A 21,755-nucleotide genomic window follows, 5' to 3' on the forward strand; every position below is an offset into this window, starting at 1 on the left:
GTCAAGGGTTGAGCTGATACCCGCGCCCCTGCAAGCAACCACTGTACGCGCTGGCATGGGCCGAGCTCTGCGCCTGGTCCTGCGTGCGCCGATCCTCTCGACGGTCCTGGCGCTGGCGCATGCCACCGACCGCAGCCCCGGCGGCGGCGGTTTCACCGGCACGGTTCTGCCGGTACGCCTGCTTGGCATCGTCACTGGCCCGGTCATACACCTCGTCATGCTGATTGCCACGCACCTGCGCACCTACGGCACCTGCGGCAGCACCTGCCGCTGCGCCGCGAACCCGGCCACCGACGTGGGCATCGCTGGAAGTCGCGGTGCTGTTCGCGGCATTGGTTGCGACGCTATTGCACTCATTGATGTCCTGTTGCATCTGCTGGCTGCTCTGGCCCTTCAGCGGCACCACTGTCTGCGCCTGGGCGGCAGGTGCTGTGCATAGCAGCACCAGCAGGTAACTCCAAGTAAACGAACGCATGGCACACCTCCTGTGGGCGTGACCCCCTTTCACAGGATAGTCCGTGCGAAACAAAACACCGACTGCTCTCGGACTTGCGGGCCGTTTTACATTCATTGCGTATGATAATAAGATCATAATCATACGGAGTGTATGTAAACGTTTTTTCCTAAGGAGAGCCGATCATGCTCAGCCCCTACCGCCAACTGTTCCAGGCCAAAGGCACGGCAGGTTTTGCCCTGGCTGGCCTGGTGGCTCGCTTGCCCTTGCCGATGATGGGCATCGGCATCATCACCATGTTGGCGCAACTGCGCGGCAGCTATGGCCTGGCGGGCGCCGTGGCGGCGACGTTCGTGTTGACCTATGCGCTGATGTCGCCTCAGGTGTCCGCCCTGGTCGATCGGCACGGCCAGCGCCGTGTGCTGCCTGTCGCTGCCGCCTTGAGTGTGCTGGGCATACTGTTGCTGTTGGCGTGCAGCGGGTGGCAGGCGCCTGACTGGAGTCTGTTCATCGGGGCCGCGCTGGCAGGCTTGATGCCCAGCCTGTCGGCGATGGTGCGTGCGCGCTGGACGGCGCTTTACCGGGGTACACCGCAGTTGCAGATGGCCTATTCGCTGGAAACGGTACTCGACGAGCTCACCTTCATCGCTGGGCCACCGCTGTCGGTAGGGCTGTGCGTGGGGCTGTCGCCCCAGGCCGGGCCCTTGGCTGCGGCGGTGCTGCTGGCGATCGGGGTGTTCGCGCTGGTCGTTCAAACCGGCACCGAGCCAGCGGTGGACGCAGACGCAGGCGCTTTGAATGGTCAGGGGTCGGTGTTGCGGCGCTTGGAGGTACAGTTGCTGGCACTGTTGATGGTAGCCATGGGGGTGATCGTGGGCAGCGTCGATATCGTCAGTGTGGCATTCGCCGAACAGGCCGGCATGCCGGCCGCGGCCAGCCTGGTGCTGGCGTGCTACGCCATTGGCTCATGCGCGGCGGGGCTGGTGTTCGGTGCCTTGAAATTGCCAATGCCGCCGCACCGGCTGTTGCTGCTCGGCGGCCTGGCGACGGCGGCGACGACCCTGCCGTTGCTACTGGCGGGCAGCGTTTTCGCGCTTGCAGGCGCCGTGCTGTTGGCAGGCCTGTTCTTCGCACCGACCCTGATCGTGGCGATGTCACTGGTGGAGCGCAGCGTGCCCGCGCACCAGCTCACCGAAGGCATGACCTGGCTGTTGGCCGGGCTGAATGTCGGCGTCGCGCTGGGGGCTTTGGCCTCAGGGCAGGTGGTCGACCTGCTGGGGGCCACGGCGGGCTACCAGGTGGCCGTGGCCGCAGGGGTTGCCGTTGCACTGGTTGCGCTGTGCAGTTACCGGCGCCTGGGCGCGGTGGCCGGTGCGGCACTGCCAGGCGCTTGCACCGGTTGATAGCACCGGTCGATCAGTTGAGGTTGTTGCCTGGCTGCGCCTTGGCGCTACTGGCAGTCTCCTGCACCCGTGCGGCCTTGTCCTGGGGCAGTTTGTCGAACTCGCGCAGGCCGTTGTTGCGGTAAGGGTCACCGATCCAGCGCGGCGCCACCACGAACTGCGAGTTGACGATGCTTTTTGCCGGCTCGTAGTGGTCATAGCTGAGCCCGGCCAGGTCGGACAGGGTGTGGATCAAGTGCGAGCTGCTGTAGGGGCGGTTGGCCATGGCCTGCAGGTCGCGTGGGTGGGCCGCCTGCCAGCTCGGCGAGGTCCAGAGCAGGAACGGGATGGTGTACATCGGCCGGGTCGGGGCACCTTCGTTGCGCCCCAGGCGGTCATGATCGCCAGAGCTGTAGACATCTTCGCCATGGTCGGAGAGGTACAGCAGGAAGCCGTTGGGGGTACTGGCCGAGTAACGCTTGATCAGGCTGGCGACGACGTGGTCGTTGTAACGCACCGCGTTGTCGTAGAAGTTGTAAGTTTCTGCCTGGCTCTGCGTCAGCTTGGCCGGTACGCCCTGGCGATCGCTGAAGTGCTGGTAGGTTTTCGGGTAACGGTAGCGGTAATCCATGTGCGTACCCAGCAGATGGATGATGATGAACTTGTTCGGTGCAGGGTCTTGCAACGCCTTCTGGAACGGGTCCAGCACCACCTCGTCGTACTGGCTGGCATTCTGGTTGCGCTGGTTGTTCAGGTAGACCGGTGCGTCCGTTTGCTGGGAGAAGGTGGTCAGCATCGTGTTGCGCTTGGTCATCGTCTGCTGGTTGGTGATCCAGAAGGTCTTGTACCCCGCCTGTTTCATCAGGTTGATCAGCGACGGGTCGGTGAGGAAGCGGTCCGGGTGCTGTTCGTCACCGAAGGTAAGGATCTGCTGCATCACTTCGATGGTGTAGGGGCGCGGCGAAACGACGTTTTGAAACACTGTCAGGCCCTTGTCGCTGGCCGCCAGCGCGTCGAGATTCGGTGTGGTATCGCGCGGGTAGCCATACAAGTGCATGTGCTCTCGGGTGGTCGATTCGCCCAGCACCAATACCAGGGTGCGCGGTGTGTCACCGCTGCTGTTGCGCAGGTTCTGCAAGGGCGGCAGCGCGGCGTTCTGTGCCAGCAGCTGCTGCATGTTGTTCAGTTGCTGGCGATATTGCTTGTAGCCAACCAGCAGTTGCCAGGGCACGGCGGGCTCCATGCGCTGCTGGACCTTTTCTGCGGCGTCGAGGAAGTTGCGTTCCTGGGTAACCATCTGCTTGTAGAAGGGGTAGACCAGGTTGGCCAGCAACAGCAGGACAACTACCGGGATTCGGCTGCGCATAGGCAAGGTGACCGGGCGCACGCGTTTCCACAGCACCACGGCAACCAGGCTGTACAGCAGCAGCGCCAGGCCCAGCCAGAGGCTGAAATACTGGCTGAAGTATTCGCCGGCCTCGGCGGTGTTGGACTCGAACATCACGAAGATGACGCTTTGCGAGAACTCCTGGCGATAGATGCCGAAGTAGCTCAGGCCTACCAGCGAAGCGCCCCACAGCACCAGGCCGATGACCGCCGAAGTGGCCCGGGTGAAGCGCGGCAGCAGCAGCACCGGGGCCAGCCACAGGCTGCTGAGGAACAGCGCATCGCGAAAACCGGCAAACCCTGTGGTACCGCTGAACAGCAGCAGCGCTTGGGTTACGCCGGAAAAATACCAGAAGAACAGCAGGAGCCAGCCCAGGCCGGCCCAGTCCACCCGTTTGCTCGGGGAGGGGGTTGTTGTAGTGTCTGACACGTATGCCTCGTTGAACCTTGGCAGCCACCCAATGTGCGGGCGGCCGGAAAGGGCGTGACGCTAATCTGATGGCTGTGAAAATAACGTCAATGCCGTTGGCAAGGAGGCCCAGCCGTATTGCGCCATTGCGCGAACTGCCAAGGGCGCCAACGCCTGTCCTGTAATGGGTGCGATAACTTAACCCGTGGTCCCCGCCACGCGTGCAGGTATGATGTCGGCAGCGTAACCAGACCTACAGGCGCAGTGGAATATGAACCGTCGTAAAAAGATCAAACAGTTGATGCAGGCGCATGCCAAGAAGGCCAGTGCCAAGCTGGCGCCCAAGAGCAAGCCCAAGTACATCAGTAAAGCCGACCGGTTGAAGCTGGCAGCCGAAGCTGCCGAGGGTGCGGTTGTAGACGCCCAGAGCTGAGCGGGTGAGGGCTGGACGTATCAACGGCGATAGTAACGATGGTCGTCCTGGTAGCGGTGACGCATCGCCCGCTCATGATGACGTTCCCAGTCCCGCCGGCGTTCCCAGTCGCGACGTCGCTCGGCTTCGCGGCGGGCTTGTTCCCGGCGCCACTGGTCCCGGCGCCAGTCGCCTCGGTGATCGTGCCAACGGTCGTCGTGCCGGTAGCGGTCATCATGGGCGAGCAAGGGCGCTGAGTGCTCGCCAGCCAGGCTGGCCACGCTGGGCCAAGGGGATTCGGCAGGGGCTGCGACAGGCGAGGCAGCGTTCGGGGTTTTCATTTGTGATGCGGATGCCGAGCCCACCGCCGCGAAGGTGAACAGGCCGAGAAGCATCAACCGTGCGACATGCATTTTCATCAGCGAAGGCAACCTCTGGTAAACCATTTTTCCTGAGTACATAGACCTTTAAATTGGGAAAAGTTCTGGTGAGGTAGGTTTGATGGTTGTCTTGGGCTCGGGTGCTCGCGCGGTGTTTTGGGGGTTCCTGGCTTGAGGTTTTTAGCGCCTGTGAGATCCAATGCCAGGCACCAGTCAGCCCCCCACACCGTCACCCCCGGCAAACACCGCACGCAAATGCCCCCGATAACTGTCAAACGCCGCAATCACCCCTACAATCGCCTCAGCCTCTTCCCCGGCATCAAGTGCCAGGCCATCAACCCTGGCAACAAACTCCCGCCAGTGCAGGGCACGCCCGTCGGGATGGGGCGCCAGGTGCCGAGCCCCCTGGTTGCCGTCAAGGCCCAGGCGCTGGGTTTGCTTGAACAAAAACGCCGCCCCAAGGTTCGACCCCTCGCTGCAATACAGCCAACCCAAAGCCTGGGCCGGGCTGGCAATGACCGTCGGCGGCGCCGAAGGCAGCGCCAGGCCCAGGTCAAGCAGATCGCGCTCGACCGCCGCGAAGCGCGACAATTGCATCAGCCCTGGCAGGCGATCGTTGAGCAACTCATCGTGGTACAACGCCAGCAGGCTGCCATGGAAGCGGTGTTGCACCTGCAGAAAGCGCGCATAGCGCTCACGGTCTTCGAAGGGGCGTGCGGCCATGACCAGTTCATCGACACTGTCGTGGTCGCGGCTGCTGGACGCCTTCAGGCGCGCGCAGCGGCCGGGGACGGTGAGACGCGTGGCGGTTGCAGTCATCGGGGATTTCCATGTCGAAGTGGCAAAAGGAGCATGGTAATAAGATCACTCAGCCTAGGAAACGATCCTGTCACGCCGAAAATAAACGGCAGTGATTTATCATGCAGTCTGTTGTCATGTCCCAAAGGAGTCAGCGCATGAGCGCCCCCCAGTTCCGCAACCCCGAACCCACCGACGCTGAACGCTGCTACGCGATCGAAATCGGTGCCTATGAAGGGGATGAAGCGGCAACCCTGGAAAAAATCCGCACCCGCATCGCGCAGTACCCCGAAGGGTTCCTGCTGCTCGAAGCCGAGGGTGAAACCGTCGGCTTCATCAACAGTGGCTGTGCCCATGACGTGGTCATGTCCGACGAAGCCTTCAAGGAACTGGTCGGCCATGACCCGGCGGCGCCCAACGTGGTGATCATGTCGGTCGTGGTCGACCCCGCCCATCAGGGCAAAGGCTATGCGAAGCTGCTGATGGGCGCGTTCATCCAGCGCATGAAGGCGCAAGGCAAGCAGACCATCCACCTGATGTGCAAGGAACAGCATGTCGCGCTGTACGCCAAGCTCGGCTACGCCTACGTTAAACCGTCGCCGTCCGACCACGGCGGCATGGCCTGGCACGAAATGCTCATGACGCTCTGAGCGTCATTCGGCCATCTGCAACTCGGGCAGTTTCACCCGAAACGCCCGGGTCAGCCCGAGCAGGCAGAGGAAGCCCACGGCCATCCAGCACAGCCCGATGGTGAACGACAGGCTCGACAGGCTGCTCCACAGCCAGAGCGTGCTGAGAAACCCCAACCCCGGAATCGCGCCATACAGCAGGTAATTGCGGGTGCCGCGCAGCTTCTGGTCGACCAGGTAGTGCTTGACCACCGCCAGGTTGACTGCCGAAAAGGCGAACAGCGCACCGAAGCTGATCATGTTGGCGACTGTGTCCAGGGTGATGACCAGGGCGATCAGCGAGAGGATGCTGACCAGCATGATGGCCGCAGCCGGTACGCGTTTTTTCGTCACCAACTGGCCGAACACCCCTGGCAACGCACCATCGCGGCCCATGGCGAACAGCACCCGCGACACGCTTGCCTGGGAGACCATGGCCGAGGCGAAGCAGCCGGCCACGTAGGTGGCGGTAAACGCCGTCACCAGCAGTTCACCGCCGACCCGGCGCATCACGTCCACCGAGGCCGAATCGGGGTCGGCGAAGGCGCCCCACTCGGGGAAGACCCTCTGCGCGCAGTACGACACCACCAGAAACAGCAGGCCACCGATCAGCGACACGGCCATGATCGCCAGTGGGATGCGAAACGTCGGGTTGCTGGTTTCCTCGGCCATGGTCGAGACCGCGTCGAAACCAAGGAACGACAGGCACAGCACCGCGGCACCGGTCATGATTAGCGGCACGCTGAACCCTTCGTGGTGGAAGGGGGCAAGCAGTGACACCGGCGCCGATTGACCTGCCAGGTTGTTGATCGACAAGCCGACGAACACGACGATGAACACCAGTTGCACAACCACCAGGATCCAGTTGACCCGGGTAATCGACTCGATGCCGATCAGGTTGAGGAAGGTCACCAAAGCGATGGAGCCGGCGACCCATACCCAGGCGTGGATGGCCGGGAAGTACTCCGACATGTAGATGCCGATCAGCAGGTAGCTGAGCAACGGCAAAAAGATGTAATCGAGCAGCAGCGTCCAGCCGGCCATGAAGCCGATGTGGGTGCCAAATGCCTTGCGGGTGTAGGTGTACACCGAGCCGGAGTAGGGGTGCGCCTGCACCATGCGGCCGTAGCTGTAGGCAGTCAACAGCATGGCGGCGAGGGTCAGCAGGTAGGCGGTGGGCAGGTGCCCCTTGGTCATTTGGGTGACCAGGCCATAGGTGGTGAACACCGCCAGGGGCACCATGTAGGCAAGGCCGAACAGCACCAGGGCGCTGAGCCCCATGGACTTTCTGAAGCGGCCGGAAGACGCGGAGGGTGACGAGGCGTTGGCGGAGTGGGTCTGGGCCGTAGTTGTTGTTGTATGCATTGCGAACTCCTGAAATCGGATGCAGGACGCCGCAGTATGCGAGCGGGCTCGATACTGTTGAGGGGCCATGAAAGGAGGCTGGGCCAGCTTGGGTTGCGCAGCCCTCAGGGGTGGGGCCGGACGATGCTCCCATACCCCGGGCCCGCTCGAAATCACCCTTTGGGGTGAGCCGCTGGTCGCCTGAAAACGCTCACCCCAAAGGGTGATTTCGGTCTTCGCCTGGCCATGGGAGTATCTGGAAACAACGCGCCGCCCCGACGGCGATACCGTTTTCCCGCTACCGGCAGATTTCCAGTGACCAGTGATCAATTGGCTTCAACACAGTGGTTCGAGCACATTGCCAGGGTTACCGACATGATCGGCCAACCGGGCTTTGCCGCCACCTTGTTCGCAGCGCTCGGGGTGATCCGGCCCATCCAGGCCACCACGGTCTACCTCTACCCGCATGACGGCATGCCATGCGCGTTGTTCGAGCAGGATGACAAGGCTCCCTGGCAGCCAGAAGGCAACGTCAGCCGCTACCTTTCCGGCTTCTATCTGCTCGACCCGTTCTACGGCGCCTGCGTCGAGCAGGTCGCGTCTGGCTGCTATGGCCTGTTCGACGTGGCGCCCGACCACTTCGAAGTGAGTGAGTACTACCAGTCGTTCTACCGCCATTCACACCTGGAGGATGAGCTCAATTACATCCTGCAGGTCGCGCCCGGCCAGAGCCTGGCAGTGTCGCTGGCCTTCACCGACAAGTTGGACGCCCCAAGCCGCGACCTGTTCGGGCGCATCACGCCCTGGGTGCTGGCGGTACTCAGCAAGCACTTTGCCGGGCTGGGCAGCCGCGGTGGGCGTTTCGAGAATGTGCTGGAGCAACGCATCCATGCCGCCCTCAACAACTTCGGCAGTTCGTTGCTGACGATGCGCGAATGCCGCATTGCCCAGCTCATCTTGCGTGGCCACTCGACCAAGTCCCTGGCCGAGCGCCTGGGGGTTTCGGAAGACACCATCAAGTCACACCGCAAGCATGTCTACGCCAAGCTCGACATCGGCACGCAGTCCGAGCTGTTCTCCTTGTTCATCGACGCGCTGGCCAATGCCCAGGGCGTGTTGGGCAAGGACCCGCTGGAAAGCTACATGGGCAAGCTGCGCTGAGCGCAGTCGCCTCGCCCGCCCCTATAACCACAAGGAAACCCGCCAATGAACGCGCCTTTTGCCCCCAAACGCCAGACCCGTGACTACCAGGCCGCTGACGCGGCGCACCACATTCATGCCTTCCTCGACCAGAAGGCGCTCAATGCCGAAGGCCCGCGGGTCATGGTCGGTGGCGAACGGCTGCACCTGTGGGACAGCGAGGGCAAGCGCTACCTGGACGGTATGTCGGGCCTGTGGTGCACCCAGTTGGGTTACGGCCGCAAGGACCTGACCGCCGCGGCCGCCGCACAGATGGACCAACTGGCCTACTACAACATGTTCTTCCACACCACCCACCCGGCGGTGATCGAACTGTCCGAATTGCTGTTCAGCTTGCTGCCAGGCCACTACAGCCATGCGATCTACACCAACTCCGGGTCCGAGGCCAACGAAGTGCTGATCCGCACCGTGCGCCGTTACTGGCAGGTGGTCGGCCAGCCGAACAAGAAGGTCATGATCGGCCGCTGGAACGGCTACCACGGCTCGACCCTGGCGGCCACGGCCCTGGGCGGGATGAAGTTCATGCACGAGATGGGCGGGCTGATCCCGGACGTGGCGCACATCGACGAACCGTACTGGTACGCCGAGGGCGGTGACCTGACCCCGGCCGAGTTCGGCCGGCGCTGCGCGCTGCAGCTGGAGGAGAAGATCCTCGAACTGGGCGCGGAAAACGTCGCAGGCTTTGTCGCCGAACCCTTCCAGGGCGCTGGGGGCATGATCTTCCCGCCGGAAAGCTACTGGCCCGAGATCCAGCGCATCTGCCGCCAGTACGACGTGTTGCTGTGTGCCGACGAAGTGATCGGCGGCTTTGGTCGCACCGGCGAGTGGTTTGCCCATGAGTATTTCGGTTTCGAGCCGGACACGCTGTCGATCGCCAAGGGCCTGACCAGCGGCTACGTGCCCATGGGTGGCCTGGTGTTGAGCAAGCGCATCGCCGAGGCACTGGTGGAGCGCGGCGGGGTGTTTGCCCACGGCCTGACCTATTCGGGCCACCCGGTGGCGGCGGCGGTGGCCATCGCCAACCTCAAGGCGCTGCGTGACGAAGGCATCGTGCGTCAGGTCAAGGACGACACCGGACCGTACTTGCAGCGCATCCTGCGCGAAGTGTTCGCCGACCACCCGCTGATTGGCCAGGTGCAGGGTGCCGGCCTGGTGGCGGCGCTGCAGTTTGCCGAGCACAAGCCCAGCCGCAAGCGTTTTGCCAACGAGAACGACCTGGCCTGGCAATGCCGCACCTTCGGTTTCGAGGAAGGCTTGATCATTCGCTCGACGTTGGGGCGGATGATCATGGCGCCGGCATTGGTGGCCAACCGCGCCGAGCTGGACGAGCTGGTCGACAAGACCCGCATTGCCGTGGACCGCACTGCCAAGTTGGTGGGCAGGCTCTGAGTATCTGGGGCCGCAAGGCAGCCGCAAAATCCAAGACAGTCGTATGGAGCGCAAATGAAAAGTCTCGAATACTGGCAAACCCGCGCCGCAGGCCTGCGTTTTATCGACAAGGCCTTGATCGGTAGCCAGCAGGTGAGCGCCAACTCCGGCGCCACCTTCGCGGCCATCAACCCGGCCACCCAGCAGGTGCTGGCGCAGGTTGCCGCCTGCGCTGAGGCCGAAGTCGACCTCGCGGTGGCCACCGCACGGCGGGCCTTCGAACAGGGCGCGTGGTCGCGCATGGCCCCGGTCGAGCGCAAGAAAGTCCTGCTGCGCTTGGCCGAGCTGATCATGGCCAATCGCGAAGAGCTGGCACTGCTGGACTCGTTGAACATGGGCAAACCGGTGATGGATGCCTACACCCTCGACGTGCCTGGCTCGGCCCATGTCTTCGCCTGGTACGGCGAGGCGCTGGACAAGCTGTACGATCAGGTGGCCCCCACGGCGCCCAACGCGCTGGCCACGATCACCCGCGAAGCGCTGGGCGTGGTCGCCGCCGTGGTGCCGTGGAACTTCCCGCTCGACATGGCCGCGTGGAAGCTTGCGCCGGCGCTGGCCGCCGGCAACAGCGTGGTGCTCAAGCCTGCCGAGCAGTCACCGTTCTCAGCGCTGCGCCTGGTGCAACTGGCGCTGGAGGCCGGTTTGCCGGAAGGCGTGCTGAATGTGGTGCCTGGCCTGGGTGAACAGGCGGGTCGGGCGCTGGGTTTGCACCCGGACGTCGACTGCCTGGTGTTCACCGGCTCTACCCAGGTCGGTAAATACTTCATGCAGTACTCGGCGCAGTCCAACCTCAAGCAGGTCTGGCTGGAGTGTGGCGGCAAGAGCCCGAACCTGGTGTTCGAAAACTGCCAGGACCTGGACATGGCGGCGGAAAAAGCGGCATTTGGCATCTTCTTCAACCAGGGTGAGGTGTGCTCGGCCAATTCGCGCCTGTACGTGCAGCGTTCGATCCACGATGAGTTCATCGAACGCCTGCAAGCCAAGGCCCGCCAATGGATGCCAGGCAACCCGCTGGACCCTGCGAGCCGCGCGGGTGCAATTGTCGATGCCGAGCAGACCGGCCGCATCAAGGCCGCCATCGACCATGCGCACGAGCAGGGCGCCCGGCTGGTGTGTGGTGGCCGGCGCCTGACCCAGGGCGGGTCGGACAACTACATCGAGCCGAGCATTTTTGCCGGGGTCGAGGCGAGCATGAGCCTGGCCCGGGAGGAAGTGTTCGGGCCGGTGCTGGCGGTCAGCGCGTTCGACAGCGAGGAGCAGGCCGTGCGCTTGGCCAACGACAGTGTCTATGGCCTGGCCGCGTCGGTATGGAGCGATGACTTCAACCAGGTGCATCGCGTGGCGCGGGCGTTGAAGGCGGGCACCGTTTCGGTCAATACGGTGGATGCGCTGGATGTCACGGTGCCCTTTGGTGGGGGCAAGCAGTCGGGGTTTGGTCGCGACCTGTCGTTGCATTCGTTCGACAAATACTCACAGCTCAAGACCACTTGGTATCAGCTGCGCGCGTGACGCAGGCCAGTTCATACGTATGCGGCGCCTGGCTTGGGGTTGGCGGTGGGGCGGAGATCGAGGGCAGCCCGCCCCCCGAAAAACTAAGACAGGCACCTAGCCGCCATCGCCCTATCTCCCGACATGAGGCCAACGGCCAAGGCTGAGCCACAGGTAGGGCGTGCGCCGCACCCGTGAATGCATGCATTATCCGGTTTCGACAAGACAAGGACGACGACCGTGCAAGTACGCAAGCTGACCCACGATGACCTGCCCCACGCCAGCGCCCTGTGCCTGGATGCATTCACCCAGGCCGTTGCGCCCTCGCTGTCGGCACAGGGGGTGGAAACCTTCGCCAAGGTAGCTACGGCGCAGGCGTTTGCCGAACGCATGGCCGGCGACAACCTGATGCTGGTCTGTGTCGCAGGGGGCGTGATCACCGGGCTGATCGAACTCAAGCAAGGGCGCCACGTGGCGATGCTGTTTGTCGCGCCGAGTTGGCAGCGTCGGGGCGTGGGCACGCGCCTGATGAACGCAGCACTGGAGCAGGCGAGAGCGGCGGTAGTGACGGTCAGCGCATCGTTGAGCTCGGTGGCCGCCTACCAACGCTACGGATTCGCACTGGCAGGGGATGTAGGCGAGATTGCCGGGCTGGTCTATCAGCCGATGGAAAAGCGCCTGCCTTGATCAACGAATGGCCGCTTGTGCCTGGCGCACCGGCAGTTCGACCCTGAACGTGGTGCCCACGCCGACCTCGCTGTGCACATGGATCTCGCCGCAGTGGCGCTTGATGATGCCGTACGAAAGCGACAACCCCAACCCGGTGCCTTGGCCGACCGGCTTGGTGGTGTAGAAAGGGTCGAAGATCTTCTGCAGGCTTTGTGCAGGAATGCCGCAGCCATTGTCGGCCACTTCGATCCACACCTTGTCGTCGTTGGCGCAACCGGTGCGCACGGTGATGGTGCCACGCTCGGTGCCCATGGCGTGGGCGGCATTGACCACCAGGTTCATGATCACCTGGTTGATTTGTGACGGCAGGCACTCGACCTCTGGCAGCACACTGTATTGCTTGACCAGGTCAGCCTTGTACTTGAGCTCGCTGGCCGCGATGTTCAGGGTCGAGTCGATGCCCTGGTGCAAGTTGGCCCATTGCCAATCCTGGCTGCTGTCCACCCGCGAAAAGTCTTTGAGGTCCCTGACGATCTGCCCGACGCGGCTGATGCCGTCCTTGGACTCACTGATCAGCAACGGAATATCGTCGAGAATGTATGCCAGCTCCATTTCGCTGCGCAGCTTCACCAAGCTCGCCTGCAGCGTCGCCGGGCCGATGGCCGGCTCTGCGTCACGGTAGGCCTTGAGCATGTCCTGCAAGCGGGCGAAGTAGCTGCCCAGCGCCCCCAGGTTGGAGGAGACGAAGCCGATCGGGTTGTTGACCTCATGGGCGATGCCCGCCGCCAGCTGGCCAAGGGAGGCGAGTTTTTCTGATTGCACCAGCTGGCTTTCGAGGAGTTTGCGTTCATCGATCTCGCGCTGCAGCGCCGCGCTGGCCTGGGTCAGTGCCTGGGTGCGGCGCGCGACCCGTTGTTCCAGTTCATCGTTGGCGACCACCAAGGCGCGGTTGACCCGGTTTATCTCGCCGAAGCTGCGCAACAGCCACACCGCCATGTACAGCAACAGCAAGACCAACAGGGTAGAGAACACCAGCAGGTAGAAGTGGTAGCGCTGATTGACCAGCAGCGCCGTGCGTTCGTCACGGTCGAGCATCATGGCAATGGCATCCAGGTGCGCGGCGACCGGCAAGGCGCCGATCTGCTCAAGCAATTGATTGACCTTGGGTTGCTCGCGCAGGATCAACGCAATGTGGTTGCTGAGGGTGTCGATGGGCGCATGAAACTCCAGCGGCAGGCGCTCTTTGTTGACCGCCAGCTTGTTCAGGCCGACGAGGATGTCAGCCGCCTTGTCATCCGTGGTCATCTGGGCGAACTCAAGGCTGCTGAGCATCAGGTCGTAGGTGTCGGTAGAAATGTTGTGCAAGCGCAGTGCGTCGGCATCGGCCAACTGCCCCAGTTGTGCCTGGATACCGTCGGCGGCGGCGGGCAGAAACGCCAGGGAGTTGCGCAGCACGGCGTTATGCGACTTGAAGCGCTCGACGTAGTTTGCCTTTTCCTCGAACGCCTGCTGGTAGTCGGCGTAGGCCTGGCGCCATGCCGGGGAGTCACCGTGCTGGTTGCGGGTTTCAATGCTTTCGAAAGCCCGCCACAGGCGCTTCATCTCGACCACTGGCCAGACCAAGGGGTCGTAGTTGTAGTTGATGCTGGTGCGGGCCTTGAGTATTTCGTTTTCCCATTGCGAGTCGTTTTGCTTGATCTGCCGGATCAGGTCACGGGCCTGGGTGTAGGTACCGCTCTCGTCGGCCTTGGACATCAAGTACAGGTAGATCAGCACCGAGGCCAGCAACACGGCACTGGTCGTCAACAACAGCAAGCTGCGGCGGCGGGTCAGCCTCATAGGGGTTTGCCCTTCCATTCACCGGTCAGGGTCTTGAGAAACTGAATGATCAGCGCTTTGTCGTCGGTGCTTGGCGTGCGCCCCACTTGGTAGCGGAACATGACGTCCACCGCCGCTTCCAGGGTCGGCGCCGAACCATCGTGAAAGTACGGGGCGGTGACCGCGACATTGCGCAGGCTGGGCACCTTGAACACATGCCGGTCTTCTTCATCGCCGGTCACGTTGAAGCGCCCCAGGTCGGCAGGCATAGGGTTGCCGCGGTCAGCGAAATAATCGCCCAGCACGCCGAACTTCTGCAGCATGTTGCCGCCGATATTGACGCCTTGGTGGCAGGCAATGCAGCCGTACTCCTGAAACCGCGCGTAGCCGTATTTTTCGTCCTTGCTGAGGATCTCGGTGTCGCCCTGCAGGTAGCGGTCAAAGCGTGAACCCGGCGTCAACAGCGTGCGTTGAAAGGTGGCCAGCGCGTCCTGAAGGGTGTGTTCATCCACCGCCTTGCCATAAGCTTTGGCAAACTTTGCGCGGTAGCTTGGGTCTGCGGCGATGCGCTGCACAACCACCTGCCAGTCGCTGCCCATTTCGCCTGGGCGCTGGACCACCAGGTGGGCCTGCTCTTCGAAGGTTTGCGCACGACCATCCCAGAACTGGCGAAAGTTCAGGCTGGCGTTGAACACGCTGGGGGTATTGACCGGCAAGGGCTTGCCATCGACGCCGAGCGAGCGCACCTGGCCGTCGGCGCCCCCCTGGTCAAGCCGGTGGCAACTGGCACAGGCCAGGCTGGCGTTGCTCGACAAGCGCGGGTCATTGAACAGTTTGCGGCCCAGTTCGACCCGCTCAGGCGCTAATGCAGGCACCGCGGGCAATGGGGTGAGGGGCCCGCCAATGGCCTGTGCCAACCCAATCGAAGGCACCAGGAGCAACAGCACGCCCGCGCACGTGCGAAACGGCGGGTGGATAGGCATCGGGCAACCCTCCCTGGTGACAACGCGCTATGCCGCTGAGAATAGTCAGTGCCGTGCGCCAGCGCTAACCGGTGGGGCAAATGTCATCTAGCCTGTAATCAAGGACCCGTTTGATTACCCGGTGCACGGAGGGGACCATGGAACAACCGGTAATGGATGATGTGGCCGACAGCGCCTGTGAGAAAGCCGTTGTGCTGCTGGTCGACGACGAGGCCTCGATTCTCAACAGCCTGCGCCGGCTGCTGCGTGGCCAGCCCTATGATGTGTTGCTGGCCGAAAGCGGCGCTCAGGCCCTTGAGCTGCTTGAACAACACCCCGTCAACCTGGTGATCAGCGATGCCCGCATGCCCGGCATGGATGGCGCGACCTTGCTGGCCCAGGTGCACCAGCGCTTTCCCGGCACCTTGCGCATCCTGCTGACCGGTTATGCCGACATGGCCACGATCACCAAGGCAATCAATGACGGCCAGATTCACCGCTACATCAGCAAACCCTGGAATGACGAAGAGATGCTGGTGACCGTGCGCCAGGCTTTGGCCTTGCAACACTCGGAAAGCGAGCGACGGCGCCTGGAGGCGCTGACCCAGGCACAGAACCAGCAGTTGAAGGTGCTCAATGCCAGCCTCGAACAGCGTGTCGCGGCGCGCACCGCCGAGCTGCAGCAAACGGCCGACATGCTCGACCTTGCCTACGAAGAGCTCAAGCACAGTTACGTCACCGGCACCGAGGTGTTCTCGCTGCTGGCCAACCTGCGCCTGCCCAAGCCCAAGCAGACCAACCGCCAGGTCATCGAACTGATTCGTGTGTACTGCACCCGCCATGGCCTGGACGAAGCCAGCCGCCGCGACCTGACCATGGCTGCCGCCCTGTACAACATCGGCAAGATGAGTTGGACCGACAGCATGCTGACCTGCCCGGTAGACCTGCTGCCGCATACCGAGCGCGACCTGTACCGGTCGTACCCGAAACAGAGCGAATCGCTGGTGATGACCCTGGAGCCGATGAAAGAAGCGGCGCAACTGATCTTGCACCATCAGGAACGTTGGGATGGCAGCGGCTTCCCCGACCATCTCAAGGGCGAGGCCATCCCCCTTGGGGCGCGCTGGTTGAAGCTGGCCGTGGACTTCATCGAGTTGCAACGCGGCCTGGTGCTGGAGCGGCAGATGAACAGCGATGAGGCCTTGATGTACATCCGCAAATACGCAGGCAAGCTGTATGACCCGGCGCTTGTGGAAGACTTTGTAAACGTCTGCGCGGAGTTTCTCAGCGATGTGACCCTGGCCGACCCGACGGTGCAGGCCCTCGGTACCCGCGACCTGGCCGCCGGCATGGTCCTGGTGCGCAATCTGAATGCGGACAACGGCATGCTCTTGCTCAATGCCGGCAAGGTGCTGAGTACGGCGTTGGTGGAAAAGCTGATTGCCTTCGAGCAGATGGAGGGGGGCAAGTACAGCGTGTTCGTTCGCGTCTCCGAGGGGGCTGTGGCTTGAGCCCCCCGGCTTGAGGCCTCCTAGCCTGACGCCTTACACGCAGGCATACACCACCAGCTCCACCAGCATTTCCTCACGCGCCAACCCCGCCACCACGACCGCTGCCCGGTTAGGGTAGGGCGGCTGAAAATACTCGGCATACAGGCTGTTGACCGTTGCCAGGTAGCTGCGGTCGGTAACGTAGATAAGCACCTGGGTCACGGCGTCCAGTGACGCGCCCGCAGCCTCCAGGGTGTGGCGCAGGTTGTCGAGGGTCTGGCGAGTCTGCGCCTCGATGCCACCGGCGACCACCTGGCCCTGGGCGTCGATGGGGATTTGTGCCGTGTACAGCGTGCCGTTACCCACCACCGCCCATTCCAGCGGCGCTTTGGAGGCATACAGATCAGTCTTGATGGCATGTTTCATGGGTAATTCCTTGAGTGTTCGAAGTGCTCAGTCGGCATCGCTACCGCCACCTGCGCCATGCTGACGCGAGGCATCGGTGCTCTCGACCAGGATCTGCTCGGCAAGCTGCTTGAGGCGCTGCCAGGTGTGCGCTTGCACCGTGAACCCCAGGCTGACCGGGGCATGGGGGGCAACCGGGTGGGCCGTTTGCAGAGGGCGATCGAGCAGCACCGTGATGCTCTGGTCGACTGCTGCACCGGGGCAAGGCTGGTCGTCGCTGAGCAGTTGCGGGCGGGTGGCACCCGCGGCGAAGAACGCCGCATGCTGCTGGCGCGCATCGCCCCACCGCGCCTGTACCTCAAGGCCCAACTCGGCGGCCCGGCTCAGGTAGCCCAGCAATAACAGGCGGTTGTGGCAGTGCTGGATGCGCAGCACGCCGTGGCCAACCTGCAACGCCTTGTCCATGGCCAGCTCCACCACGGTCGCCGCGCAGCGCAGCACGCTCTGGCCTTGGCAGTCGATCACCAGCAGGGCGCTGTCTTCCAGGCACAGGGTGTAGGGCTGGGCTGCTTCGTGGTGCAGGTAGTCCAGGGCTTTTTCCAGCGTGCCCAAGCCGTCCAGCCCTTGAAGGTGCAGCCAGCCGACCAGCTCGGCGGCGTCCTCGCAGTCGCCGGCGGCAAAGCCCATGCCTTCGAAGGCCTTGCGGCACATCACCTGGATTTCGTTGAGTGACACGCGCATGGTCAAAGGCCTCCGTGCGGCATGACGGCGAAGTTCCAGTCGTCGTCGAACGGCTGGCCGATTTCACTGACCAGGGGCGCGCCCTGGAACAGCGTAATGCGCACCCAACGGCTTGATTTGGGGTCGAACTTGCCAGCGCCGAAAAACGCCAGTTTGCAGCGCAGCAGGTGGATGGGCAGCATGTCGCTGGCCAGCAGGTTGGCGCGTATTTCGCCATAGGCACTCTGCGCCATGCCTTGCAGGCGACGCACCGTGCCCTTGAACCCCGGCTGGGCGATCAGGAAGTGTGCCGTCAGTGCCTGAGGTTGTGCGCGCAGGTGTGCGAGCAGGGCGCGGTGGCAACGCTGGATATTGCGCGCGATGCCCAGTTGCATTTCTTTCTCGGCGCCAGGTTCTTCACTGCGCATGCCCAGGCGTGGCTCTTCCTTTTCTGCTGAGCGGTACCAGAAGAAGTGCTCGGCCTCGACGTTGTCAAAGTCGTAGGCCAAGGCCCAGGCATAGTGCGTTTCGATAAGCTCGCGCAACTGCCCCAGCGGCATCTGTGCATCCAGGCGCCACCCTTCGACGACCCCCATTTGCTCGGCCAGCGGTGCAACCTGTTCGGGGTAAAGCTCCAGCAGTACGCTCACCAGCAGTTCCTGGCAGCCCAGCCCCGCGTGTGCCTCGCCCCAGGCCTGCACGCGTTGCCACAGCCCTTCGCTGCAAGGCTGGCAGGCGAGCCAGTCGGCCAGTTGAGCCAGCTCGACGAGGGTCTGTTGGTCCTGTTGATGTTGGCGCTGATCTTCGGTGCGGGTCTGCTGCAGATGCTCACGGGCACGTGCCAGCAGGTTGTGCAGGCGGGCCAGCGTTGCCGGCGCAGGTGTTTGAGCCAGTACCCGCGCCAAGGCGGTTTCCCGCGTGTGGACCCAGCGCTCGACCAGTTGCGGGTGGTTGATCAGGAACGGCGCCATGCCCAGCCCGGTGGCATTGCCCACCCCCAGGTAACGTTGCAACGCTACATCCAGGGGGGCTGCGCGATGCGGATTGAGCGCACGGGCCATGTGCTCGATCTGCTCGATGCTGAAATGGCGCAACAGGTACACCGTGAACATCTGTGCGCTGAAAGGCTGATTGAAGTCTGCGTTGCCTTGCAGGCAGGCGAAGTCGGCGATGCCGAACTTGCCATTGCCGTACACGGCGGTGGTGCGATAAAGGTAGCCGACCTCGGCCAGTTGCTGCGCGGCAGGCTGGTGACCTTCGGCTAACGCCACGAGGAAGCGGTCGAAGTTGCGCAGGCTACGGTTGGCACGTGACAGCACCAGTACGCGGGCGTCGAAGCGACCGGCTTCCTGCAAGGGCACATTGCGCTGCAGGTCGGCCAATTGCGCGTCATCGACATCGCCGGCAACCAGCACGAAGGTCACGTCCCATTGGTCGGCGATCACCCGGTCGCTGCGCTTTTCCGGGGGCAGGTAAGCCGAGAAGAGCACGCAATGGTAATGGGCGTGCGGCGTGTCGATCCGGTAGATGGCGGTACCGAAGCCCTGGTGGTCGAGGTCGAAGCGCCAGCGTCGGATTTGCCAGCGCTGCGTCATCATCCGCCGCATGCTGCTGCGCACGAAGCTCAAGGGGCTTTGGAAGTGGCTGCCCAGGCGGGCCAGGTCCATGACCTGGCTGGCCGGGCGCAGTGGGGCGGTTGCAAACACGGGGTTGGACATTGTTGTTGTACCTGCATGCTTCATGGTTCAGACGCCTTGTTCGCGGGCCATGTGGCGGGCGATGCGCACCGCATCCCACAACGCTGGCAGGATCACCAGCGACACCGGCACCGCAGTAATGACGATAAAGGACTGCAAGGCCGTCACCCCGCCCGCGCCAATGGTGATCAGCACCACCGCCGCCAGGCCCATGCCGATGGCCCAGAAGCCGCACAGCCACTTCTTCGGTTTATCGTTGCTGGACATCGCCAGGGCCACGGTGAAGGCCATGGCATCACCGTTGGTAGCCACCGAGATGAAGCTCAAGAACAGAAACAGCGCACTGATCAGGCCGCCCAGCGGCAAGTTCTGCGTCACCCCCAGCAGCAAGTCTTCCGGTTGGGTGCCATGGGCAGTAACGATGCCCGGTGTCTGCAGTTCCAGGCCGATGCCGGTGCCACCCACCACGGTGAACCAGAACATGGTCACCAGCGGGGCGATGATCGACAGCGTCATGATGATCTCGCGGATGGTGCGCCCCCGCGAGATTCGGGCGACGTACAGCGCGACCATCGGTGCATAGCCGATGAACCAGCCCCAGTAGAACACCGTCCACCAGTCCAGCCATTTCGGGTCGGCGCGAAACAGGGTCATGGGGATGAAGTTTTCCACGTGCAGGGCGAACGCTGCCGGGAAGCCGCCGAGGATGAACAGGGTCGGCCCGAACACCACCATGAACAGCGCCAGGCCGATCATCAGCCAGACATTGATCTCGCTGACGAAACGAATGCCCTTGAGCCCCACCAGGCACGATACGGTGTACATCAGTGTGACCAGGACGATGGTCAGTGACTGGGTGAGAATGCCGTTGGGCACACCCCATACGGCGTGCAGGGCGCTGCTGATCTGCAACCCGAGGAAGCCGATCGGGCCAATGGTGCCGGCGACCACGGCAATGATCGAGGTGGCGTCGGCCAGGGTACCGATCGGGCCTTTCAATGCACGCTCGCCGAACAGGGGGTAGAGCAGGGTACGTGGCGCCAGTGGCAGGCCCTTGTCGTAGTGCAGGTGCATCAGCACGATCGCCAACAGGCTGCCGAGCACGGCCCAGGCCAGGAAGCCCCAGTGCACGAAGGACTGCGCCAGTGCTGCGGTTGCTGCGGCTGCGCTGTGCGGTTGTACGCCGGCGAACAAGGGCGGCGGGCTGGCGAAGTGCATCAGCGGTTCGGCGGCGGCCCAGAAGGCACCGCCACCTGCCAGCAGCGCACACATGATCACCGCAATCCAGTTGAAGGTGCTGATGTCCGGGCGCTGGGCCACACCGCCCAGGCGCACCCGCCCGCAGCGGGAGAAACCAATGCCAAGGCTGACCGCGAAGGTCGCCAGCATCAGCACCTGCCAGTACAGGCCGAAGAACTTGGTCGACCAGGCGAACAGCGTGTTGACCAACGCCGACACCGCATCGATGTCGACCAGCGCCGCAATCAGGAATGCGCCAAGAAAGCCGCCGCTGATCAGGAACAGCGGCCAGTCGATGTCCCGTGCCAGTGGCAGGCGCATGGCCTGGCCTTCGGCCGGCAGGGTGGTGGGGTTTTTCATGATGCCTCCGGAACCTGCGATTGTTGTTATTGTTGATGCTGTCCGTGTGTAGAGCTCAAGCTGGCGCCGGGGTGGCGGTCTCCAGCAGGCGCAACCAGTTCAGCCCCATGATCTTGCCTACCTCGTCTTCGGCAAAGCCCCTGGCACGCAGGCCCCGGGCGATGTTGGGGAAGTCGCGGCTGTCACGGAACCACTGCAGGGGCGCCGGCCAGTTGGCGTTGTCCTTGGACCCCTCGCCGTAGTCCTTGTCCTTGCTCCAACGGCCGTTGCGCATCCACTCCAGCACCGCCAGTGGTTGTGCCTGGCACAGGTCGGTGCCGATGCCGATATGGTCCACACCCATCAGGTCGGCGGTGCGCGCGACCATGTCGCAGAAGCTTTCCAGGCTGCAGTCCGAAGCACCCTTGAGGTGGAACGGGTAGGTGCTGAAGCCCAGCAGGCCGCCGGATTCGGCGATACCACGCAGCACGGCGTCAGACTTGTTGCGCTTGGCCGCATGGAAGCTCGACGGGTTGGCGTGGGAGATGATCACCGGGCGGCTGGACAGCTCGATGGCCTGCAGGGTGCTGCGTTCGGCACTGTGCGACATGTCGATCAGCATGCCGACCCGGTTCATCTCGGCGATTACCTGGCGGCCGAAGCGGCTGATGCCATTGTCCTCGTGCTCGTAGCAACCACTGGCCAACAGGCTTTGGTTGTTGTAAGTGAGCTGCATGACGAACACGCCGAGCTGCCGGAATACCTCTACCAACGCAATGTCGTCTTCGATCGGCGAGCAGTTCTGGAAGCCGAAGAAGATGCCCACCCGGCCTTCCTGCTGGGCCAGGCGGATATCGCCTGCCGAGCGCACCGGGCGGATCAGCTCGGGCCAGGTCTCGAAACGGCGGTTCCACTCGCCCAGCCGTGACAGGGTTTCACGGGCGTTTTCGTGGTAGGCAATGGTGGCGTGAACGGCGCTCAGGCCACCGGCCTGCATCTGCTGGAATATTTCCGGGCTCCAGTTGGAGTATTGCAGGCCGTCGATCATCAGGATGTCGTGCATGGTC

20 protein-coding genes are annotated in these 21,755 nt (G+C 63.2%); 8 read left to right on the forward strand and 12 right to left on the reverse strand.

Annotated elements, in window-relative coordinates; all coding sequences use genetic code 11:
• Window position 1 precedes the first annotated feature (1 nt).
• On the reverse strand, window positions 2-475 hold the full coding sequence (locus HU766_RS19940; RefSeq protein WP_047583536.1) for a YMGG-like glycine zipper-containing protein: 474 nt from the start codon (window positions 473-475) through the stop codon (window positions 2-4).
• A gap of 164 nt (window positions 476-639) precedes the next feature.
• On the opposite strand from HU766_RS19940, the gene HU766_RS19945 reads away from it, so the two are divergent.
• The gene (locus tag HU766_RS19945; RefSeq protein WP_186660002.1) at window positions 640-1,857 is read left to right on the forward strand and encodes an MFS transporter; all 1,218 of its coding nucleotides are present in this window, start codon (window positions 640-642) and stop codon (window positions 1,855-1,857) included.
• A 13-nt stretch (window positions 1,858-1,870) separates the two neighbouring features.
• Here HU766_RS19945 and HU766_RS19950 read toward each other — a convergent pair whose 3' ends face one another.
• Window positions 1,871-3,652: a phosphoethanolamine transferase CptA gene (locus tag HU766_RS19950; RefSeq protein WP_186660004.1), complete on the reverse strand. Its 1,782-nt coding sequence runs from the start codon at window positions 3,650-3,652 to the stop codon at window positions 1,871-1,873.
• 250 nt (window positions 3,653-3,902) lie between these two features.
• Between HU766_RS19950 and HU766_RS19955 the strand changes: the two genes are divergently transcribed.
• A complete protein-coding gene (locus HU766_RS19955; RefSeq protein WP_186660006.1) occupies window positions 3,903-4,064 on the forward strand; it encodes a DUF2986 domain-containing protein in 162 nt (53 codons plus the stop codon).
• A 20-nt stretch (window positions 4,065-4,084) separates the two neighbouring features.
• On the opposite strand, the gene HU766_RS19960 is transcribed toward HU766_RS19955, so the two are convergent.
• Both HU766_RS19960 and HU766_RS19965 read right to left on the reverse strand, forming a co-directional pair.
• Window positions 4,085-4,462: a hypothetical protein gene (locus HU766_RS19960; protein ID WP_186660008.1), complete on the reverse strand. Its 378-nt coding sequence runs from the start codon at window positions 4,460-4,462 to the stop codon at window positions 4,085-4,087.
• Between the two features lie 174 nt (window positions 4,463-4,636).
• Window positions 4,637-5,242 carry a biliverdin-producing heme oxygenase gene (locus HU766_RS19965; RefSeq protein ID WP_186660010.1) on the reverse strand — a complete coding sequence of 202 codons (606 nt, stop codon included), beginning with the start codon at window positions 5,240-5,242 and terminating at the stop codon, window positions 4,637-4,639.
• Between the two features lie 137 nt (window positions 5,243-5,379).
• Here HU766_RS19965 and HU766_RS19970 point away from each other — a divergent pair, with 137 nt between their 5' ends.
• Window positions 5,380-5,871: a GNAT family N-acetyltransferase gene (locus HU766_RS19970; protein WP_033697279.1), complete on the forward strand. Its 492-nt coding sequence runs from the start codon at window positions 5,380-5,382 to the stop codon at window positions 5,869-5,871.
• Between the two features lie 3 nt (window positions 5,872-5,874).
• Here HU766_RS19970 and HU766_RS19975 read toward each other — a convergent pair whose 3' ends face one another.
• A complete protein-coding gene (locus tag HU766_RS19975) occupies window positions 5,875-7,254 on the reverse strand; it encodes an APC family permease (RefSeq protein WP_186660012.1) in 1,380 nt (459 codons plus the stop codon).
• A gap of 354 nt (window positions 7,255-7,608) precedes the next feature.
• On the opposite strand from HU766_RS19975, the gene HU766_RS19980 reads away from it, so the two are divergent.
• The 4 genes from HU766_RS19980 to HU766_RS19995 all read left to right on the forward strand — a co-directional run bounded on the left by HU766_RS19980 (window position 7,609) and on the right by HU766_RS19995 (window position 12,036).
• The gene (locus HU766_RS19980) at window positions 7,609-8,394 is read left to right on the forward strand and encodes a helix-turn-helix transcriptional regulator (RefSeq protein ID WP_050506037.1); all 786 of its coding nucleotides are present in this window, start codon (window positions 7,609-7,611) and stop codon (window positions 8,392-8,394) included.
• Window positions 8,395-8,439: 45 nt separating this feature from the next.
• On the forward strand, window positions 8,440-9,822 hold the full coding sequence (locus HU766_RS19985) for an aspartate aminotransferase family protein (protein ID WP_033697281.1): 1,383 nt from the start codon (window positions 8,440-8,442) through the stop codon (window positions 9,820-9,822).
• 54 nt (window positions 9,823-9,876) lie between these two features.
• A complete protein-coding gene (locus tag HU766_RS19990; protein ID WP_186660014.1) occupies window positions 9,877-11,370 on the forward strand; it encodes an aldehyde dehydrogenase in 1,494 nt (497 codons plus the stop codon).
• A gap of 219 nt (window positions 11,371-11,589) precedes the next feature.
• Window positions 11,590-12,036: a GNAT family N-acetyltransferase gene (locus HU766_RS19995; RefSeq protein WP_186660016.1), complete on the forward strand. Its 447-nt coding sequence runs from the start codon at window positions 11,590-11,592 to the stop codon at window positions 12,034-12,036.
• Here HU766_RS19995 and HU766_RS20000 read toward each other — a convergent pair whose 3' ends face one another.
• Together HU766_RS20000 and HU766_RS20005 are read right to left on the reverse strand one after the other, a co-directional pair.
• Window positions 12,037-13,857, reverse strand: coding sequence for a DAHL domain-containing protein (locus HU766_RS20000; RefSeq protein ID WP_186660018.1), 1,821 nt, complete (start codon window positions 13,855-13,857; stop codon window positions 12,037-12,039).
• Window positions 13,854-14,819, reverse strand: a complete 966-nt coding sequence (locus tag HU766_RS20005; protein ID WP_186660020.1) for a cytochrome c peroxidase — start codon at window positions 14,817-14,819, stop codon at window positions 13,854-13,856. Before HU766_RS20005 ends, HU766_RS20000 begins: the two co-directional genes overlap by 4 nt.
• 137 nt (window positions 14,820-14,956) lie before the next feature.
• On the opposite strand from HU766_RS20005, the gene HU766_RS20010 reads away from it, so the two are divergent.
• Window positions 14,957-16,309: an HD domain-containing phosphohydrolase gene (locus HU766_RS20010; RefSeq protein WP_186660029.1), complete on the forward strand. Its 1,353-nt coding sequence runs from the start codon at window positions 14,957-14,959 to the stop codon at window positions 16,307-16,309.
• Window positions 16,310-16,342: 33 nt separating this feature from the next.
• Here HU766_RS20010 and HU766_RS20015 read toward each other — a convergent pair whose 3' ends face one another.
• Genes HU766_RS20015 through HU766_RS20035 form a run of 5 tightly spaced genes read right to left on the reverse strand, consistent with a single transcriptional unit; the run spans window position 16,343 to window position 21,751 of the window.
• The gene (locus tag HU766_RS20015; RefSeq protein ID WP_186660031.1) at window positions 16,343-16,714 is read right to left on the reverse strand and encodes a RidA family protein; all 372 of its coding nucleotides are present in this window, start codon (window positions 16,712-16,714) and stop codon (window positions 16,343-16,345) included.
• Between the two features lie 27 nt (window positions 16,715-16,741).
• Window positions 16,742-17,434 carry a DUF3726 domain-containing protein gene (locus HU766_RS20020; protein WP_186660033.1) on the reverse strand — a complete coding sequence of 231 codons (693 nt, stop codon included), beginning with the start codon at window positions 17,432-17,434 and terminating at the stop codon, window positions 16,742-16,744.
• A 2-nt stretch (window positions 17,435-17,436) separates the two neighbouring features.
• Window positions 17,437-19,131, reverse strand: a complete 1,695-nt coding sequence (locus tag HU766_RS20025; protein WP_186660035.1) for a hypothetical protein — start codon at window positions 19,129-19,131, stop codon at window positions 17,437-17,439.
• A 27-nt stretch (window positions 19,132-19,158) separates the two neighbouring features.
• Window positions 19,159-20,709 carry a BCCT family transporter gene (locus HU766_RS20030; protein ID WP_186660037.1) on the reverse strand — a complete coding sequence of 517 codons (1,551 nt, stop codon included), beginning with the start codon at window positions 20,707-20,709 and terminating at the stop codon, window positions 19,159-19,161.
• A 55-nt stretch (window positions 20,710-20,764) separates the two neighbouring features.
• A complete protein-coding gene (locus HU766_RS20035; protein ID WP_186660039.1) occupies window positions 20,765-21,751 on the reverse strand; it encodes a dipeptidase in 987 nt (328 codons plus the stop codon).
• Window positions 21,752-21,755 lie beyond the last annotated feature (4 nt).

The organism is Pseudomonas sp. SWRI77, assembly GCF_014269105.1.
Classification (GTDB): Bacteria; Pseudomonadota; Gammaproteobacteria; order Pseudomonadales; family Pseudomonadaceae; genus Aquipseudomonas; species Aquipseudomonas capeferrum.

Bases quoted from the DNA above. Each gene is read 5' to 3' on its own strand.
- HU766_RS19940 (WP_047583536.1), bottom strand. From the start codon at position 475: ATGCGTTCGTTTACTTGGAGTTACCTGCTGGTGCTGCTATGCACAGCA.
- HU766_RS19945 (WP_186660002.1), top strand. From the start codon at position 640: ATGCTCAGCCCCTACCGCCAACTGTTCCAGGCCAAAGGCACGGCAGGT.
- HU766_RS19955 (WP_186660006.1), top strand. From the start codon at position 3,903: ATGAACCGTCGTAAAAAGATCAAACAGTTGATGCAGGCGCATGCCAAG.
- HU766_RS19960 (WP_186660008.1), bottom strand. From the start codon at position 4,462: ATGAAAATGCATGTCGCACGGTTGATGCTTCTCGGCCTGTTCACCTTC.
- HU766_RS19965 (WP_186660010.1), bottom strand. From the start codon at position 5,242: ATGACTGCAACCGCCACGCGTCTCACCGTCCCCGGCCGCTGCGCGCGC.
- HU766_RS19970 (WP_033697279.1), top strand. From the start codon at position 5,380: ATGAGCGCCCCCCAGTTCCGCAACCCCGAACCCACCGACGCTGAACGC.
- HU766_RS19975 (WP_186660012.1), bottom strand. From the start codon at position 7,254: ATGCATACAACAACAACTACGGCCCAGACCCACTCCGCCAACGCCTCG.
- HU766_RS19980 (WP_050506037.1), top strand. From the start codon at position 7,609: ATGATCGGCCAACCGGGCTTTGCCGCCACCTTGTTCGCAGCGCTCGGG.
- HU766_RS19985 (WP_033697281.1), top strand. From the start codon at position 8,440: ATGAACGCGCCTTTTGCCCCCAAACGCCAGACCCGTGACTACCAGGCC.
- HU766_RS19990 (WP_186660014.1), top strand. From the start codon at position 9,877: ATGAAAAGTCTCGAATACTGGCAAACCCGCGCCGCAGGCCTGCGTTTT.
- HU766_RS20000 (WP_186660018.1), bottom strand. From the start codon at position 13,857: ATGAGGCTGACCCGCCGCCGCAGCTTGCTGTTGTTGACGACCAGTGCC.
- HU766_RS20005 (WP_186660020.1), bottom strand. From the start codon at position 14,819: ATGCCTATCCACCCGCCGTTTCGCACGTGCGCGGGCGTGCTGTTGCTC.
- HU766_RS20010 (WP_186660029.1), top strand. From the start codon at position 14,957: ATGGAACAACCGGTAATGGATGATGTGGCCGACAGCGCCTGTGAGAAA.
- HU766_RS20015 (WP_186660031.1), bottom strand. From the start codon at position 16,714: ATGAAACATGCCATCAAGACTGATCTGTATGCCTCCAAAGCGCCGCTG.
- HU766_RS20020 (WP_186660033.1), bottom strand. From the start codon at position 17,434: ATGCGCGTGTCACTCAACGAAATCCAGGTGATGTGCCGCAAGGCCTTC.
- HU766_RS20025 (WP_186660035.1), bottom strand. From the start codon at position 19,131: ATGTCCAACCCCGTGTTTGCAACCGCCCCACTGCGCCCGGCCAGCCAG.
- HU766_RS20030 (WP_186660037.1), bottom strand. From the start codon at position 20,709: ATGAAAAACCCCACCACCCTGCCGGCCGAAGGCCAGGCCATGCGCCTG.
- HU766_RS20035 (WP_186660039.1), bottom strand. From the start codon at position 21,751: ATGCACGACATCCTGATGATCGACGGCCTGCAATACTCCAACTGGAGC.